The organism is Streptomyces sp. JN8, assembly GCF_055808075.1.
This window is the reverse complement of record NZ_CM147852.1, coordinates 7,323,488-7,339,411: the sequence shown is the minus strand read 5'-3', so window position 1 is coordinate 7,339,411 and position 15,924 is coordinate 7,323,488. Positions and strand designations below refer to the sequence as shown.

11 protein-coding genes are annotated in these 15,924 nt (G+C 75.2%); 5 read left to right on the top strand and 6 right to left on the bottom strand.

Features of this window, described 5'->3' with window-relative positions:
- The first annotated feature begins 153 nt into the window (after positions 1-153).
- Together ACY0MR_RS32415 and ACY0MR_RS32410 are read left to right on the top strand one after the other, a co-directional pair.
- Entirely contained in the window at positions 154-1,842 is a 1,689-nt protein-coding gene (locus tag ACY0MR_RS32415) for a class I adenylate-forming enzyme family protein (RefSeq protein ID WP_403310608.1), read from the top strand.
- Positions 1,843-1,906: 64 nt separating this feature from the next.
- Positions 1,907-2,950, top strand: a complete 1,044-nt coding sequence (locus ACY0MR_RS32410; protein ID WP_473556939.1) for an LLM class F420-dependent oxidoreductase — start codon at positions 1,907-1,909, stop codon at positions 2,948-2,950.
- A gap of 111 nt (positions 2,951-3,061) precedes the next feature.
- Here the strand turns inward: ACY0MR_RS32410 and ACY0MR_RS32405 are convergent, their stop codons facing one another.
- Positions 3,062-3,712: a response regulator gene (locus tag ACY0MR_RS32405; RefSeq protein WP_388798073.1), complete on the bottom strand. Its 651-nt coding sequence runs from the start codon at positions 3,710-3,712 to the stop codon at positions 3,062-3,064.
- A 2-nt stretch (positions 3,713-3,714) separates the two neighbouring features.
- Positions 3,715-4,938: a sensor histidine kinase gene (locus ACY0MR_RS32400; protein ID WP_473556937.1), complete on the bottom strand. Its 1,224-nt coding sequence runs from the start codon at positions 4,936-4,938 to the stop codon at positions 3,715-3,717.
- Between the two features lie 84 nt (positions 4,939-5,022).
- Here ACY0MR_RS32400 and ACY0MR_RS32395 point away from each other — a divergent pair, with 84 nt between their 5' ends.
- Both ACY0MR_RS32395 and ACY0MR_RS32390 read left to right on the top strand, forming a co-directional pair.
- Complete coding sequence (locus ACY0MR_RS32395; protein WP_388796884.1) at positions 5,023-5,988, top strand: ABC transporter ATP-binding protein; 966 nt, start codon at positions 5,023-5,025, stop codon at positions 5,986-5,988.
- 2 nt (positions 5,989-5,990) lie between these two features.
- Positions 5,991-6,740, top strand: a complete 750-nt coding sequence (locus ACY0MR_RS32390) for an ABC transporter permease (protein WP_388796881.1) — start codon at positions 5,991-5,993, stop codon at positions 6,738-6,740.
- 72 nt (positions 6,741-6,812) lie between these two features.
- Here ACY0MR_RS32390 and ACY0MR_RS32385 read toward each other — a convergent pair whose 3' ends face one another.
- From ACY0MR_RS32385 to ACY0MR_RS32370, 4 genes are all read right to left on the bottom strand, one after another.
- Positions 6,813-8,849 (bottom strand): BTAD domain-containing putative transcriptional regulator, encoded by a 2,037-nt coding sequence (locus ACY0MR_RS32385; RefSeq protein ID WP_473556934.1) that lies wholly within the window; start codon positions 8,847-8,849, stop codon positions 6,813-6,815.
- Positions 8,850-8,946: 97 nt separating this feature from the next.
- Positions 8,947-9,153, bottom strand: coding sequence for a hypothetical protein (locus ACY0MR_RS32380; RefSeq protein WP_361850774.1), 207 nt, complete (start codon positions 9,151-9,153; stop codon positions 8,947-8,949).
- A gap of 136 nt (positions 9,154-9,289) precedes the next feature.
- Positions 9,290-12,370, bottom strand: a complete 3,081-nt coding sequence (locus tag ACY0MR_RS32375; protein WP_473556932.1) for an AfsR/SARP family transcriptional regulator — start codon at positions 12,368-12,370, stop codon at positions 9,290-9,292.
- Positions 12,371-12,540: 170 nt separating this feature from the next.
- Complete coding sequence (locus tag ACY0MR_RS32370) at positions 12,541-14,337, bottom strand: hypothetical protein (RefSeq protein ID WP_473556930.1); 1,797 nt, start codon at positions 14,335-14,337, stop codon at positions 12,541-12,543.
- Positions 14,338-14,913: 576 nt separating this feature from the next.
- On the opposite strand from ACY0MR_RS32370, the gene dhaK reads away from it, so the two are divergent.
- A complete protein-coding gene (dhaK, locus tag ACY0MR_RS32365; protein ID WP_361861664.1) occupies positions 14,914-15,906 on the top strand; it encodes a dihydroxyacetone kinase subunit DhaK in 993 nt (330 codons plus the stop codon).
- The last annotated feature ends 18 nt before the right edge of the window (positions 15,907-15,924 follow it).

The following is a 15,924-nucleotide window of genomic DNA, read 5'->3' as shown; positions in this document are numbered from 1 at the left end:
TGGACGGAATCTGCACGGCTCCTGCCTCCCCCGTGCGGTTCCCTCGCCGGAGGGAACCCCCTCCAGCCGCCGGGGGATCCGGCACCCGGGGCCCGCGGGGTGGGATGGGACCAGCGCCGGACGGACCGGCAGCCCACGCCGAGGAGAGTCACCATGCAGCTCAGCACCGCACCGGCCGCCCCGCGCACCGACATGCCGCTCGACGGGGTTCCGCACCTCGCCGCCCCGCTCGCCGAGTCGCTCCGCCCCGCGGACACCGCGGCGCCGCTCTCGGAGCACACCGTCGGCTCCCTGCTGCGCGCGGTCGCCGCCGACCGCCCGGAGGCGCCGGCCCTGGAGTCGGTCCCCGACGACGGCGCCGCACCGCGCACCTGGACGTACGCCGAGCTGCTCGCCGAGGCCGAGAGCGTGGCGGGCGGGCTGCGGGAGCGCGTCGGACTCGGCGCGCGGGTCGCCCTGTGGGCGCCGAACGTCCCGGAGTGGCCGATCGTGGCGTACGCGGCGGCGCTGGCCGGGGTGACCCTGGTGGCGCTCAACCCGGCGCTGCGGGCCGGCGAGCTCGCCCACGCCCTGCGCACCTCCGAGGCCGAGATGCTGATCCACGCCGACGCCGTCCGGGGCTACGACATGACCGCGACGGTGGCCGCGGTGGCCCCGGACATGCCTGGCCTGCGGCACGTCGTGCCGCTCGCCGCGTGGGAGTCGCTGCGGGGTGCGGCGCCGCTTCCCCCGCAGGAGGAGGTCGCCGCCGTCCCGGCGCAGATCCAGTTCACCTCGGGCACCACCGGCCTTCCGAAGGCGGTGCTGCTCTCCCACCGGTCCGTGGTCAACGTGGCCCGGCTGACCTTCGAGGGTCTCGGCGTCCACGACGGCGCGACCGTGGTCTCCCCGCTGCCGATGTTCCACACCGCGGGCTGTGTCATCTCCTGCCTGGGGCCGCTGTGGAGCGGCGGTGTCTTCACCCTCCTGGAGCGCTTCGACCCCAAGGTCCTCTTCGAGGTGCTGCGCCGCTCTCCCGGCGCGGTGCTCACCAGCGTTCCGACGGTGCTGACCGCCCTGAACGACGTGGCCCGCGCCGCCGACGGCGCGCCGGCCCGGCTCTCCTCCGTCCTCACGGGCGCGGCGCCGGTCCGCCCGCAGCTCATCACCGAGACCGAGGAGCTGTTCTCGACCACGGTGTTCAACCTGTACGGGCAGACCGAGCTGGCGTCCGTGGTCACGCTGACCCGGCCGGACGACACCGCCGAGGACAAGACCAGCACCGTCGGCCGCCCCCTGCCGCACGTCGCGTGCAAGATCGTGGACCCGGACACCGGCCGGGTGCAGCCGCTCGGCGTCCCCGGCGAGATCTGCGCCCGCGGCTACCAGCAGCTCCTCGCCTACTACGGCGACGCGGAGGCCACCGCCCGGAAGGTGGACGCGGACGGCTGGCTGCACACCGGCGACATCGGTTCGATGGACGCGAGCGGCGCGGTCCGGATCGAGGGCCGGCTGAGCGACCTGATCATCCGGGGCGGCGAGAACATCGCGCCCGGCCCCGTCGAGTCCTTCCTCAGCACGCTGCCGGGCGTCCGCGACGCCCTGGTGGTGGGGGTGCCGGACGACCGGTGGGGCGAGATCGTCGCCGCGGTGCTGCTCCCCACCGCCGACCGCCCGCAGGGCCCGGACGTGGAGGAGTGCGTCGCCCACTGCCGCGAGCAGCTCTCCCCGCACAAGATCCCGGTCCGTTGGTACCTCGCGGACGGGCTGCCGCTGACCGCCTCCGGCAAGATCCAGAAGTTCCGGGTCCAGGAGCTGATCGCCGAGGGCTCCCTCCCCCGCCTCGACGCGCCCCGCTCCTGAAGCGCCCCGCGGACCACCTCCCCCGACCTCCCGTCATCCCGCCGACGCACCCGGAGCCCACGCCATGAAGATCTCCATGCAGCTGAAGTACGACACCGACATCGTCGCCGCGGCCGGTCAGGTCGCCGAACTGGAGCGGGCCGGCTTGGACCTGGTCTGGGTGCCGGAGGCGTACGGCTACGACGCCCCCAGCTTCATGGGCTTCCTCGCCGCCCGTACGGAGCGGATCGAGATCGGTTCCGGCATCCTCTCCGTCTTCAGCCGGACGCCCGCCCTGCTGGCGATGACCGCAGCCGGGGTCGACGCCCTGTCCGGCGGACGCTGCCACCTCGGCCTCGGCTCCTCGGGCCCGCAGGTCGTCGAGGGGCTGCACGGGGTGCCGTACGCCGCCCCGGTGACCCGGACCCGCGAGACCATCGAGGTCATGCGCGCCTTCTGGCGACGGGACGAGCCGGTGCGTCACGAGGGGCGCACGGTCACGCTGCCGCTGCCCGAGGGGCAGGGCACCGGCCTCGGCAGGCCGATGCGGCTGCTGACGGCCCCGGTCCGCCCGACCGTCCCGGTGTGGGTGGCGGCGCTGGGCCCGAAGAACGTCCGGATGGTCGCGGAGACCGCCGACGGCTGGCTGCCACTCTTCTTCGTCCCCGAATGGTGCGACCGGGTGTGGGGCACGGCCCTCAAGGAGGGCGCCGCCGCCCGTGGGCCCGAGCTGGGACCGCTCCAGATCTCCGCGGGCGGTCTGCTCGCGATCGGCCCGGACGCCGAGCGGGCCCGGGAGCTGGCCCGCGGCCAGCTCGCGCTGTTCGTCGGCGGCATGGGCGCGCCCGGCCACAACTACTACTACGACCTGGTCAGCCGGTACGGCTATGCCCGTGAGGCGGAGACGATCCAGCGCCTGTTCCGGGCCGGGGACAGGGCCGGGGCCGCGGCCGCCGTGCCCGCCGCGCTGCTCGAGGCCACCACGATCTGCGGTACGGAGAGCTACGTGCGGGACCGTCTGGACGCCTACCGCGAGTCCGGGGTCACCCACCTCCAGGTCGTGCCCGTGCCGCAGGAGGGCGAGTCCGAGGCGACGGTGGTCTCCCGCCTGAAGGACATCACCGGCTGACGGGGCGCCGCCGGCCACGGAGCCCCGAAGCCCCGTCAGGCCCGGAGCACCCTTCCCCCTCGGCCGCCTCAGCCCCCTCGGCCCTGTCGGCCCTGTCGGCTGTCGCCTCCGTCAGCCGACGGCGACGAACCCCGACTCGTACGCAAGGACCACCGCCTGCGTCCGGTCGCGCGCCCCCAGCTTCGCCAGGGTGCCGCTGACATGGGTCTTGACCGTCTGCACCCCCAGGAACAGCCGCTCGGCGATCTCCGCGTTGGACATTCCCTGCGCCATCAGCCGCAGCACCTCCGCCTCCCGCTCGGTGAGCTGGGCGCGGGCCAGCGCGTCCCCGGGCTCCCGGGCCTGACGCCCCCGCACCAGCGAGCGGATCGCGGCGGGGAAGAGCACCGAGTCCCCGGTCGCCACCGTACGGACGGCCTGGACGATCTCGGCGGGCCGGGACCGCTTGAGCAGGAACCCCGACGCCCCTTCCCTGAGCGCCTCGTAGACGTAGTCGTCGCGTTCGAACGTGGTGATCACCAGGACCCTCGGCGGGTCGGGGACGGCGGCCATGAGGTCGCGGGTCGCGGTGATGCCGTCGACGGTGGGCATCCGCACGTCCATGACGACGACGTCCGGGCGCAGCCTGCGGACGAGCGGCACGACCTCGCATCCGTCGGACGCCTCGCCGACCACGGTGATGCCGGGGGCGTTGCCCAGGATGGCGGACATGCCGGCCCGGACGAGCTCCTCGTCGTCGACGAGGAGGACGGAGATTTCCATGATCACGATTCCAAGCGTAGGGGGAGACGGGCGCTGACGGTCCAGCGCCCCGAGGCGGCTCCGGCGCTGGCCCGCCCGCCGAGCAGCGCGGCGCGCTCCCGCAGACTGCGCAGCCCCTTGCCGGTGCCGGAGGCCTGCGGCACCTGCTCGACCAGCCGGTTGGCCACGGTCAGCCTCACCTGTTCGCCGGTGACGGCGAGCTCCACGTCCACGGGTGAACCGGGGGCGTGCTTCATGGCGTTGGTGAGCGCCTCCTGGAGGATGCGGTACGCCTCGCGGGAGACGACGCCCGGCACGGCGTCCACGTCGGCGGCCGTCCGCGAGCGCACCGTGACGCCCGCCGCGCGGCTGGCCTCCAGGAGCTGTCCGATGTCCGCGAGCGTGGGCCGCACGGTGCGGACGCCCTGCTCCTCGTCCTTCAGGTAGCCGAGGGTGCGCTCCAGGTCGTCCATGGCCCGGCGGCCGGTCTCCTCGATCGCCGTCAGCGCCCGGACGACGAAGTCACGGTCGGCGTCGACGAGTTCGCGGGCCGCGCTCGCCTGAAGCACCGTGACGGTGAGGGCGTGGCCGATGGAGTCGTGGAGTTCGCCGGCGAGCCGGTTGCGGGCCAGGAGTTCGTCCGCCCGGCGCTCCGCGACCGCCAGCCGTTCGGCCGTCGAGGGCCCCAGCAGCCTGCGGGCGAGCGCGAGTTGTGCGTTCCCCGCCCACACGATCAGTCCGAACACGGCGACGAGCAGCGGCGGCACGAGGCCCAGGTACCAGATGTGCCGGTGGCCGCCGGGGACGGTGAGGCCGAGGATCGTGCGGGAGCCCTCGACGGCGGGCGCGGACGCCAGCGTTCCGGTGACGGACAGCAGCTGGGCCACGACGCTGGCGACGAGCAGTCCCCACCAGCAGCGCAGCACCAGCCAGACGCTGGTGCGCAGGCGGTCGGAGAGGCTCCGGGCCGGGGCGCGACCGATGTCGTCCTCGTCGTCCGGAACGAGCAGCAGCCGTGCCTGGATCCCCTCCGCCCGCCGCGCCCCGGGCACCAGGCCGAGGAGCAGCAGGGGGACCACCGGCACGAGGGCGCAGGCCGCGAGGGTACGCGCCAGGCTCTCCGTGATGCCGGGCCACATCAGGACGCAGACGGGCCCGACGGCCGCTCCGAGCAGCAGGTGGAGCCCTCGGGCGTACGTACGGCCCTGGCGCAGGGCGTCGTAGAGCGTCGACGGCAGACGTCTCATGGTGGATCAACTCCCTCCCCGGGGGGAGGTGACTCCCGCCGCCGGGGGATCCGTCCGGCACCGCCGCACGGTTGGCTTGAGGACATGAACAGGGACAACGCAACGGCGCACGGTGCGGGCGACGCACCGGCCGTCGACGTACGCGGCCTGGTGAAGGCGTACGGCGACCGGACAGTGGTGAAGGGCCTCACCTTCCAGGTGCGGGCCGGTTCCGTCACCGGCTTCCTCGGCCCGAACGGCGCGGGGAAGTCCACGACCCTGCGGATGATCCTGGGACTGGACCGGCCCACGGCGGGCGAGGTCCTGGTCGCGGGACGGCCGTACGCCCGGCTGGTCGAGCCGCTGCGCCACGTCGGCGCGCTGCTGGACGCGCAGGCGGCGCATCCGGGCAGGACCGCCCGCGACCATCTGCTCTGCGTCGCCCACGCCGGACGCATACCGCCGGGGCGGGTCGACGAGGTGCTGGAGCAGGTCGGCATGGACTCCGCGGCCCGTCGCCGCATCGGCGGCTTCTCGCTGGGGATGCGCCAGCGCCTGGGCATCGCCGCGGCGCTGCTCGGCGACCCCGCGGTGCTGATCCTCGACGAGCCGGTCAACGGCCTGGACCCCGAGGGCATCCGCTGGCTGCGGCACTTCCTGCGGGGACTGGCGGACCGGGGCCGGGCGGTGCTGATCTCCAGTCACCTGATGACGGAGACGGCGCTGCTCGCGGACCGGCTGGTCGTGATCGGCCGGGGCCGGCTGCTGGCGGACGTGTCCATGGCCGAGTTCGCCGCGGAGCACGGCCGGTCCCGGGTGCGGGTGCGGGCCGACGAGCCGGAGCGGCTGCGTGGGGCCCTGGAACGCAAGGGGCTGCGGGTGGTGTCCGGCGACGGCGACGCGCTGGAGGTGTACGCGGCGGAGGCCGCCGACGTCGGCCGCTGCGCGGCTCACGAGGGGGCCGCCGTCCTGGAGCTGGTCCAGGTGGAGGACTCGTTGGAGGAGGCATTCATGCGCATGACCGCCGATTCGGTGGAGTACGGGGGGCGACCCCTCGGAGAGGTGGTCTGACGATGTCTGTCGACGCGGTGCTCCGCTCGGAGTGGACGAAGATCCGCTCGGTGCGTCCGGTCCTGTGGTCGCTGCCGCTGGCCGCGGCCCTGCTCGTCGGCATCGGTGCCGGCGTGACGGGGTCGGTCGGCCCGGAGGAGGCGGACGGCCCCGGCTTCGACCCGGTGCAGCTCGGTTACTACGGCGTCCTGTTCGCCCACGTCGTGGTGATCGCCTTCGCCGTCCTGGTGGTCGGCAACGAGTACCAGAACGGCGCCATCCGGGTGTCGCTGGCGGCGGTGCCCCGGCGCGGTCTGATGTACGCGGCCAAGCTCACCGTCGGGGCGGTGCTGGCCCTGGTGGCCGGCGCGGTCGCCTCCCTGGCGACGTTCCTCCTCTCGCAGCGTCTGCTCGGCGAGCACGGCGCGGCGCTCGGCGACGCCGGCACGGTGCGGGCGGTCGTGGTGGGCGCCCTGTACTTCCCGCTGCTCGCGGTCATGTGCATGGGGTTCACGGCGATGCTGCGCAGTCTGATGCTCTCCATGGGCGTCCTGGTCCCCGTGCTGTTCCTGGTCTCCCCGGTACTGGCGGAGATCCCCGGCCTGCAGGAGCTGGCCTGGTACCTGCCGGACCGGGCGGGCCAGTACGGACTGCGGCTCGACCCCGCCGCCGCCGCGCCCTACGGCCCCATGACCGGGGTGCTGGTCATGGGGGTGTGGGCGGGCGCGGCGGCGGTCGGCGGCTGGCTGACGCTCCGCACACGCGACGCGTGAGCGTCCCGCCGCCGTGAGGGACGCGTGAGGGGACAGGGACGGTGGGCATCGACGACCGTCCCCTCACGCCGTTCACTGTTCCCGGGCGTGCAGGCGCACCAGGGGCGAGAAGGCGTACTCCTCGCCGGTGCCGACCGGGGGTTCGAACAGCTGGTGGTCGACCAGCCGTTCCAGGAGGTCCTCCGCCTGGTGCCCGCCGCACCGCAGCACGGCGGCCGCGCCGTCCGGGGTGAACGCCCGGTCCTCGGACCGGGCGAGGGCGCGCACGGCGTCACGGAGCACGGAATCCAGGCCCTCGTACGCGGACGTCAGCCGTTCCCGCACGGACAGGTCGCCGGCGACCAGCTCCGACAGCCGCCGGTCCTCGTCGGCCAGCCGGTCCGCCAGTCGGGCCAGGGTCCAGTGCGGTCGGGCGGCGAGCCGCATGCCCGCGATCCGCACGGCCAGCGGGATCCCGTCACACAGTTCGGCCAGGGTCTCGGCCGCCGTCCGTTCGGCCAGCACGCGCCGCTCGCCGGCGATCCGGGCGAGCAGGGAGACGGACTGGTCGGCGGTGAAGCGCTCGACGCGGAAGTGCTGGGCGCCCTCCATGCCGGGCAGCGGGGTTCGTCCGGCCAGCAGGGCGGCGCCGCCGGGGCCGGACGGCAGCAACGGGCGGACGGCACGCTCCCCCGGCGCGTCGTCGACGACCACCAGGACCCGGCGGCCGGCCACGGCCTCCTGGTAGAGGGCCGCGAGCTCGGGCAGTCCGGTGGGCAGCCCGGACGCCGGTACGCCGAGGGCCCGGGCGAAGCCGCGCAGCGCCGTACGGACCTCGTCGGGCGCGCCGGAGCGCAGCCGGGCGTGCAGGACGCCGTCGGGGAAGTGGCGGGCGACGGCGGCGGCGATCTGGACGGTCAGGGCGGACTTCCCGACGCCGACCGGCCCGTGGAGGGCGGCGACCGGCGCCGCGCCGAACGCGGCCAGCGGCCCCTGCCCGGTCAGGTACTGACGGACCTGGAAGTGCTCGACGCGGCCCACGAAGTCCCCGACGCTCTGCGGAAGCTGGACGGAGCGCGGGGCGTCGGGAGGGCCGGCGGGCCGCTCCGTGCCCACGGTCCCGGCCCGGGCGTCCTCCCGCAGCACGGCCATCTGGGCCTCGCGGAGTTCGGCGCCGGGCTCGATGCCGCTCTCGGCGCGGAGTCGGCGGGCGACCGCGGCGAACATCTCCAGCGCCTCGGCCCGGCGGCCGGAACCGGCGAGCGCGGCGAGCAGCCGGGCGTGCAGGCCCTCGTGCAGCGTCTCGTGCCGGGCGATCGGCCCGACCTGGGCGAGCACCTCCTCGTGCTGTCCGCGGGCGAGGGCGAGGTCGGCGAGGCGCAGCGCGGAGGCGACGCGCAGCCGGCCGTGCTCGACGGCGGCGGCGTGCCGGGCCAGCCGCGGCGGGGCGCCTTCCAGGAGCCGGCCGCGCCAGAGCCCCAGCGCCTCGGAGAGCAGGGCCTGCTCGTGGACCGGGTCGTCGCCGGCGCGGGCCGACGCGGCCTCGTCCGTCAGCCGGACGAACTCCCGGACGTCGAGCCGGCTGTCCCCCTCGATCCGGAGCTCGTAGCCGCCGCCGTGCCGCACGACCGCGGTGCGGCCGACGTCGGGGAGGGCGTGCGCGTCCAGCGTCAGCCGGATGCGCGAGATGTAGGTGTGGATCAACTGACCGAAGGTGTCGGGCAGTTCGCCGTCCCAGAGGACTTCGATGATCTCGTCGCGTTCGACCACCTGGTGGGCCTTGAGCGCGAGGAGTCCGAGCAGGGTCCGCTGCTTCGGCGTTCCGGTGAGCAGTTCGGCGTCGCCGCGCGTGGCGGACATCCTGCCGAGGATCTTCAGGACCAGCGGGGCGTCCTCGGGGACGTCCTCGTCGGCACCGGTGGTGACTCCGGCCTGCGCCAGCAGGGCGGGTTCGTGCAGGGCTTCGGCGATTCTGCGCAGCGATCCGAATCTCGGGGCCCTGACCCGGCCCCGTTCGATCTCGCGGAGCGTCCGCAGACCGATCCCGGACTTCTCGGCGAGGTCCCGCTGACTGACCCCGTTGCGGGTCCGCGCGGCGCGGACCATGGTGGCGACGTCTCGTTCAGCCAACGCCGTCGCCGGACTACCACCCGTCATGACTCCCCCATGGCATGGTCGTTCGTTTCGCCGTCCGTCCCGTCGTGGGCGACGGACCGCGCCGGCGTGATCAGCCGCGGCTGTCCCACTCGTGGATGTCGTCGATGATCGGACCCTCGGCCGCGACGGTGTTCGTCACGGGCGCCGTGGCCTGGTGCTCGACGACGGCCAGGAGGGAGAGGCCGAGCACCGCGGCGATCGCGACGCAGGCGGTGCGCAGGGCGCGGGTGGTGGGACGGGTGGAGGTGGTGGGACGGGTGGAGGTGGTCGCTCGCATGTGCTCGGTCTTCCGTTCGCTCGTCGTTCGTGCTGGCGAGTCAGACTCTGCCGCCTGCCGATCTACGCTGGATAGATCCTGGATATCCGCTCTGACCTGCGCATATATTCCTGCCGCCGGGGATGCCGGGGCAGGTTCACAGCAGGTCGCCGAGGGCCGTGAGGAGAGCGGCCGCGTGGTCGGCGTCGGGCAGCCCGAGCCGGGTGAAGAGCGTGTGGGCCTGACGGGCGCGGACCACCGCGGCTCCGGTGTCGCCGAGGTCGGCCAGGGTCCGGCCGAGCACCAGAAGGGCGAGCCCCTGGTCGCGTGCCGCACCGCGCTGCTCGCACAGCAGCAGCGCACGCCCCGCCTCCGTGAGGGCCTCCTCCCGGCGTCCCGTGACCCTCAGGGTCTCGGCCAGCCGGTGGCGGGCCTGCGACTCCTGTCCGCGGATCTGCCAGGTCTCGCACAGGTCCAGGCACCGGGTGTAGCTCGCGACCGCCTCGTCGTGCCGGCCCAGTTCGTGCAGGGCCATGGCCTGGACGTACAGCGCGTAGGCGGCGCCGTGGTGGTCCTCGACCTCCCGCAGCGCGGCCAGCGCGTCGTCGCACGCGACGAGCGCCTCCTCCGCACGGCCGCCGCGCAGCCGGGCCTGCGCCGCGTTGAGCCGCGTCACCAGTTCGCCCGAACGGTGCCCGAGCGCGACCGCCAGCTCGATGGCCTGGTCGTAGAAGTGCACCGCGTCCTCGTAGCGGTGCTGGAACTGAGCGATCAGGCCGCGGTCGTTGAGCGTCTGACGCAGGATCACCCGGTCGCCGACCCGCTCGCACGCCTCGGCCGCGAGCCGGGCGAACTGCTCCGCCTCGCCGAGCCGGGCGCTCTGCAGGGCGGCGTTCCCGCAGACGAAGCGGGACCGCCCGGCGACGTGGTCGTCGCCGCGCTGCGCGGCCGTCTCGGCCAGGGCCTGCGCCGCGGAGGCGAGTTGCCCGTACGGGACGTCCTTGCCGAAGGGAGTGAGGGCGATGAGCAGGTCGGCGGCGACCCGCAGGATCCGCGGGGCCGACCCGGCGGGGCTGCGGGCGGCCAGCGTCAGCGCGTGGGTGAGGCATTCGAACTCGGCGGTCACCCAGGCGCGGGCCTCCGCGAGCCCGGCGAAGGGCGGCGCGGGCGCCGGGTCGGAGGTGAGGAAGACGCCGTCCGGGTTGCCGGGCACCATGCACTGGAAGGCGGCGCGGCCGACGGCCAGCAGGTGGTCGAGGAGCGGCGCCAGGACGGGGATGCCGGCCTCGCCGCCGCCGTCGCCGGGCGGCGCGCCGAGCTGGAGCGCGAAGGCCCAGACGAGGTCGTGGTAGCGGTACCGCCCGGGCTGCGGCGCCTCCAGCATGGCGGCGTCGACCAGCGACTCCAGGATCTCCTCGGCGTCGTAGGCGTCGAGGCCGAGGGCCGCGGCGGCCACCTCCAGGCCGATGGTGGGACGGGCCACCGGCGCGAGGAGCCGGAAGACGCACGCCTGTTCCTGCGGGAGCTGGCGGTAGCCGAGTTCGAAGGTCGCCGCGACGGCCAGGTCGCCGGCGCGCAGTTCGCCGATGCGGCGGCGCTCGTCGGCCAGCCGGCGGGTCATGGTGTCCAGCTGCCAGCGCGGCCGGGCGGCGAGGCGGGCGGCCACGATCCGGACGGCGAGCGGGAGATGCCCGCACGCGCTCACCAGTTCGACCGCGGCGTCGGGCTCGGCCTCCACGCGTGCGGCGCCGACGATCGCGGTGAGCAGCTCGATCGCCTCGCCGGTCGCGAAGGCCTCGAGGGCGACGGCGGTCACCGCGCTGGGGATGCCGACGAGCCGGGTCCGGCTGGTGACGATCACGGCGCATCCCGCCGAGCCGGGCAGCAGTGGACCCACCTGCGCGGGGTCCCTGGCGTTGTCGAGGAGCAGCAGCATGCGCCGTCCGTCGAGCAGGGTGCGCAGGAGCCGGGCGCGGTCGTCGGTCATGGCCGGGAGCGCGTGCGGGGCCACGCCCATCGCGGCGAGCATGCTGCCGAGGACGGCCGACGGGTCGGCGGGTTCGAGACCGCTGCCGCGCAGGTCGACGTAGAGCTGCCCGTCGGGGAACTCGTGCTTGATCCGGTGGGCGACCCGCAGGGCGAGGGTGGTCTTGCCGAGGCCGCCCATGCCGCTGATGGACGCGACCGGGAGCGAGGTCCGGTCGGGGGCGGTGAGGACCCGGCTCAGCTCCTCGACCTGTTCGGCGCGTCCGGTGAAGTCGAAGGCGTCGGCGGGGAGCTGGGCGGGGCGGGCGGGGGTCGGCGCGGTGGACTCGGGGTCGGGCGCGGGAGGGGTGCCGGTGGCGGACGGGTCGGCGGCGGGATCGCCGGAGGGGTCCGCGTCGAGGGGCGCCGGGGAGGGTGGTGGATCCTCGGGAGTCGGCGGGCGAGGGGTTTCGGGGACGGCCGCGGCGGGCCGGGTGCCGCGGACCGAGACGTCGAGGAGCGGGTCGCCCGCGAGGACCCGCTCGTGCAGCGCGGTCAGTTCGGGGCCGGGGTCGACGCCGAGCTCCTCGGCGAGGACGCGCCGGGCACGCGCGTAGACCGCCAGCGCGTCCGCCTGCCGTCCGGAGGCGTACAGGGCGCGCATGAGGAAGCCGTACGGCCTCTCCTGGAGCGGGTTCTCCTGGGTGAACACGGTGAGGTCGGGAATGACCGCGCCGTGCCGGCCCGCCTCCAGCTCGTGCGCGAAACGTTTCTCCTCCAGCCCGATCCGCAGCTCCGTGAAGCGGGCCCGTTGCTGCTCGGCGTACGGGCCGGGCACGCCGGCCAGCGGCGCGCCCTGCCAGAGGCCGAGCGCCTCGGCCAGCAGCCGCCCGCAGGCCTCGTCGTCGCCCCCGGCCCGGGCCCGGCCGGCGTCGGCGGCGAGCTGCTCGGCACGGTGCAGGTCCACCGAGAGCGGCGGGGCCACCAAGCGGTAGCCGTCGGGCTGGGAGAGCAGCAGCCGGGGCGCGGTGGAGTCCTCCTCCAGGAGCCGGCGCAGCCGCCACACGTAGGTGCGCAGGCTCGCCAGCGCCGAGTCCGGGGGCTCCTCGCCCCAGACCGAGGCGATCAGTTCCTGGGTGGAGGCGACCCTGCCGCAGCGCAGCAGCAGCGCCACCAGCAGGGCCTGCTGCTGCGGAGAACCGATGGTGACCGGTTTCTCGTCCCGGTACACGGACACGGCTCCGAGCACGCGGAACCGAATCGACCCCCCCATGGATCCTGCCTTCTGCACTCGCGGCTACGCGACCCCCCGTCGCACAGTGACCTGACGCCAGGCGTCAGCCCCGCGATCATTACACGGCCTGCAGGCGAGCGGCACCTGGCATCCGGGATTGTTTCGCAACCCGTGCCCGGCATCGGGCACGAACCGGGCATCAGGGGACGTCAGCCGTCCAGCAGCGTCACATGGACGAGATACGGGAGGAGGCGGACGGCCTGCGGATCGTGGTCGAGCAGCACCGCGACGGGCGTGCGTCCCCGGGCCCGGAGCACCTCGACGAGCCCCGCCCGCCCTGACGCGCCGTCCTCCGCCGGGAGCGGCCCGCCGGCCGTCTCCCTGTCCGGCGTGACGGAGGGGACGGTCGGGACGGCGGGGCCCGAGCCGGTGGGCGGAACGCCCTTCTCCCGGGCGAGCAGGGCTCGTTCGGCTGCGGCAGCGAGGGCCTCGTCCCACGTCGCGGCGACGGCGACGGCGGTGTCGTCCCCGAGCCGGACCGCGCAGGCCGGCACGGAGACCAGCGCGGTCAGGTCGTGGACCACCGGCTCACCCTCCGCGCGCAGCGCGCGGAGGGCGGCGGGGCCTGCGTGGTCGGGAAGCGCGAGCCGGGGGACGCGTACGCCCGGCTGGGCGAGCCGGTGGACCACCAGCGCCTCGCAGTGCGTGGTCAGCGCGGCCTCCACCGCGGCCGCCCAGGTGAGTCCGGCCGCCACGCCCGTCGGCAGCCGGTACGGCGTGCCCGGCGCCGGGGCCGGCGACGCCTCGGCGGCGCGGACCCGGCGCAGCCGGTCCGTGACGAGGTCGAGGCCCCAGACCTCACGACCGCCCCGGGCGTCCGGGGCGGCGGCCAGGGCCCCGTACGCGGCGAGCGCGTCGAGCACCGCCGCGAGGCGGGCGCCGTGCGCGTCCCGTCCGTGACCCCACACCGTGACGCCCGGCGGGTCGGAGGACGGCGGGCCGAACGGGTCGGGCACCGCTACCGCGCACCCCCACAGGCCGGTCGGCCCCGGCGTGGCCTCCGGGACCGGCCCGAGGAGCCCGGTCCTGGCGTCCGCGACCGCCTCGATCCGCTCCAGCAGCCGGGCGGGATCCACGGCCGGACCGCCGATCCGCCCGAGGAACGCGGCCCGCGCCCCCGTCTCGGTGCCCGCGCGGGTGACCGATCGACCGGGCCGGGGGAACGGCACCACGGGGTGCCGGCCACCGGACGACGTCGACAGGTCGGTCCGTACGAGGTAGGGGCCTCCGTCGTCCCCCGGCCCCCCGACGACCCCCGCGTCCGAGGCCCCGGTTCCTCCCGCTCCCGGAGCCGCAGCGCCGCCCGCCCCGGGCCATCCATGGCCTGCCGCGGCTCCGGTGCCCGCCGCCCCCGTGCCGCCGCGGCCCAGCCAGGCGCTCAGGAGCAGGTCGGCGATCCACTCGGCTCGCCCCGGGGCGAGCACGGCGCCGGGGTCGACCGGCGCGGCCCCCGCCGGCGCGGCCGGCCGGACCCGCGGCGGAAGACCGCGCAGGCGCCGCCAGGCCGAGGCCGCCGCGGTGCGGTCCGCGGGACCGAGGGGGCCGGTCCACAGTTCGTCGCCGAGGACCAGCACCTGCCCCAGCCACGCACCGGCGTCGGCGCACCGGTCGGCCGTGGCGGCCAACTCGGCCGTCGACCGCGCGACGTGGAGCACGGCGTCGGCGGCGCCGAGCGTCTCCCCCGCCGTCCACTCGGTGGTGCCGGGCGTCTCCGCGTCGCCCCCGTCCGTCCGGCGGGCCCGGACGTCGCGGCACCCGGCCCGCGTCGCGGCCCCGGCGAGCGCCCGGAGCACCTGGTCCTCGGCGGCGAGCAGCAGCCGCCCGTCCGGCACCGGTCCGGACCCCGCCCCCCTGGCCGGCGGTTCGCCGTGGGCGTCGCCGTCCGCGGCGCCCCGTGGCGCGGCCTCCTCGTGAGGCCTGTCGTCGTCACTCCATCGCGGACGCATGCGTCGGCTCCTGTCCCCTGGATCACTGGCGGTGTCGCGGGGCTGCACGCCCCCGGACTCGATGAAAGGGCACGGGGATAGGCAAACGATCAACGCGGGATATAGCGTGGCCGGTTTCCACCCTGCCGGGGAACACCCGCCGTGCCGGGCGGGGGCCGAGCACCGCACCTCCCCGGCGGGGGCCACAGGGTCGACCCCACCGACGAAGCAGTGGCCGAGGGGGGACCGCGATGCCGGCGAGGGAAACGATGCGCGCCGATCTCGTACAGGGGAGGGCGCAGCAGTTCCGGGTGCCGCTCTACCAGCGGACGTGCTCCTGGACCGAGAAGCAGTTCGGGCAGTCCTCGCCGGGGAGTCCACGGCGACGACTGCATCGCCTGCCGGCTCGTCCGTGACCTGCGCTTCGAGCATGCCTCCCCAAACGGACGCCGGCCATCCGGCCGTTCGCAGGTGAGCCCGGTCCACCGCACGAGGCCTGTCGGCGGAGAACCCGACGTTCACCGAGCCACTCCAACTACCCTGGCCTGCGGGAAGCCTGCTCAGTCACATACCTGCCAGTCCCACCAGGAGGTACCCGTGAGGATGCTCATCAACGTCCCCGAGACCGTCGTCGCCGACGCGCTGCGGGGGATGGCCGCCGCTCATCCCGAGCTCACCGTCGACGTGGAGCGGCGGGTCGTGGTGCGGCGGGACGCGCCCCTGGACGGGAAGGTCGCGCTGGTGTCCGGCGGGGGCTCCGGGCACGAGCCGTTGCACGGGGGGTTCGTGGGGCCCGGCATGCTGGCCGCCGCCTGTCCCGGCGAGGTGTTCACCTCCCCCGTGCCCGACCAGATGGTGCGGGCCGCCGCCGCCGTCGACAGCGGAGCCGGTGTGCTGTTCGTGGTCAAGAACTACACCGGTGACGTGCTCAACTTCGAGATGGCGGCCGAGCTCGCCGAGGACGAGGGCATCCAGGTCGCCAAGGTCCTGGTCGACGACGACGTCGCCGTCACGGACAGTCTGTACACGGCCGGGCGGCGCGGGACCGGCGCCACCCTCTTCGTCGAGAAGATCGCGGGAGCCGCCGCCGAGGAGGGCGCTCCCCTGGAGCGCGTGGAGGCGATCGCACGCCGGGTCAACGAGCGCTCCCGCTCCTTCGGGGTCGCCCTCGGCGCCTGCACGACCCCCGCCAAGGGCAGCCCCACCTTCGACCTCCCCGAGGGCGAGCTGGAGTTGGGCGTCGGGATCCACGGCGAACCCGGTCGCGAGCGGCGCCCGATGATGACCTCCCGGGAGATCGCCGACTTCGCCGTCGACGCCGTCGTCGAGGACCTCCGCCCCTCGGGCCCCGTCATCGCCCTCGTCAACGGCATGGGCGCGACCCCGCTCCTGGAGCTGTACGGGTTCAACGCCGAGGTCCAGCGCGTCCTGGGCGAACGCGGGGTGCCGGTCGCCCGGACCCTCGTCGGCAACTACGTGACCTCGCTCGACATGGCCGGCTGCTCGGTCACCCTGTGCGAGGTGGACGAGGAGCTCCTGCGCCTCTGGGACGCCCCCGTGGCGACGCCCGCGCTGCGCTGGGGCCGGTGAGACGGACGAGGGGACAGG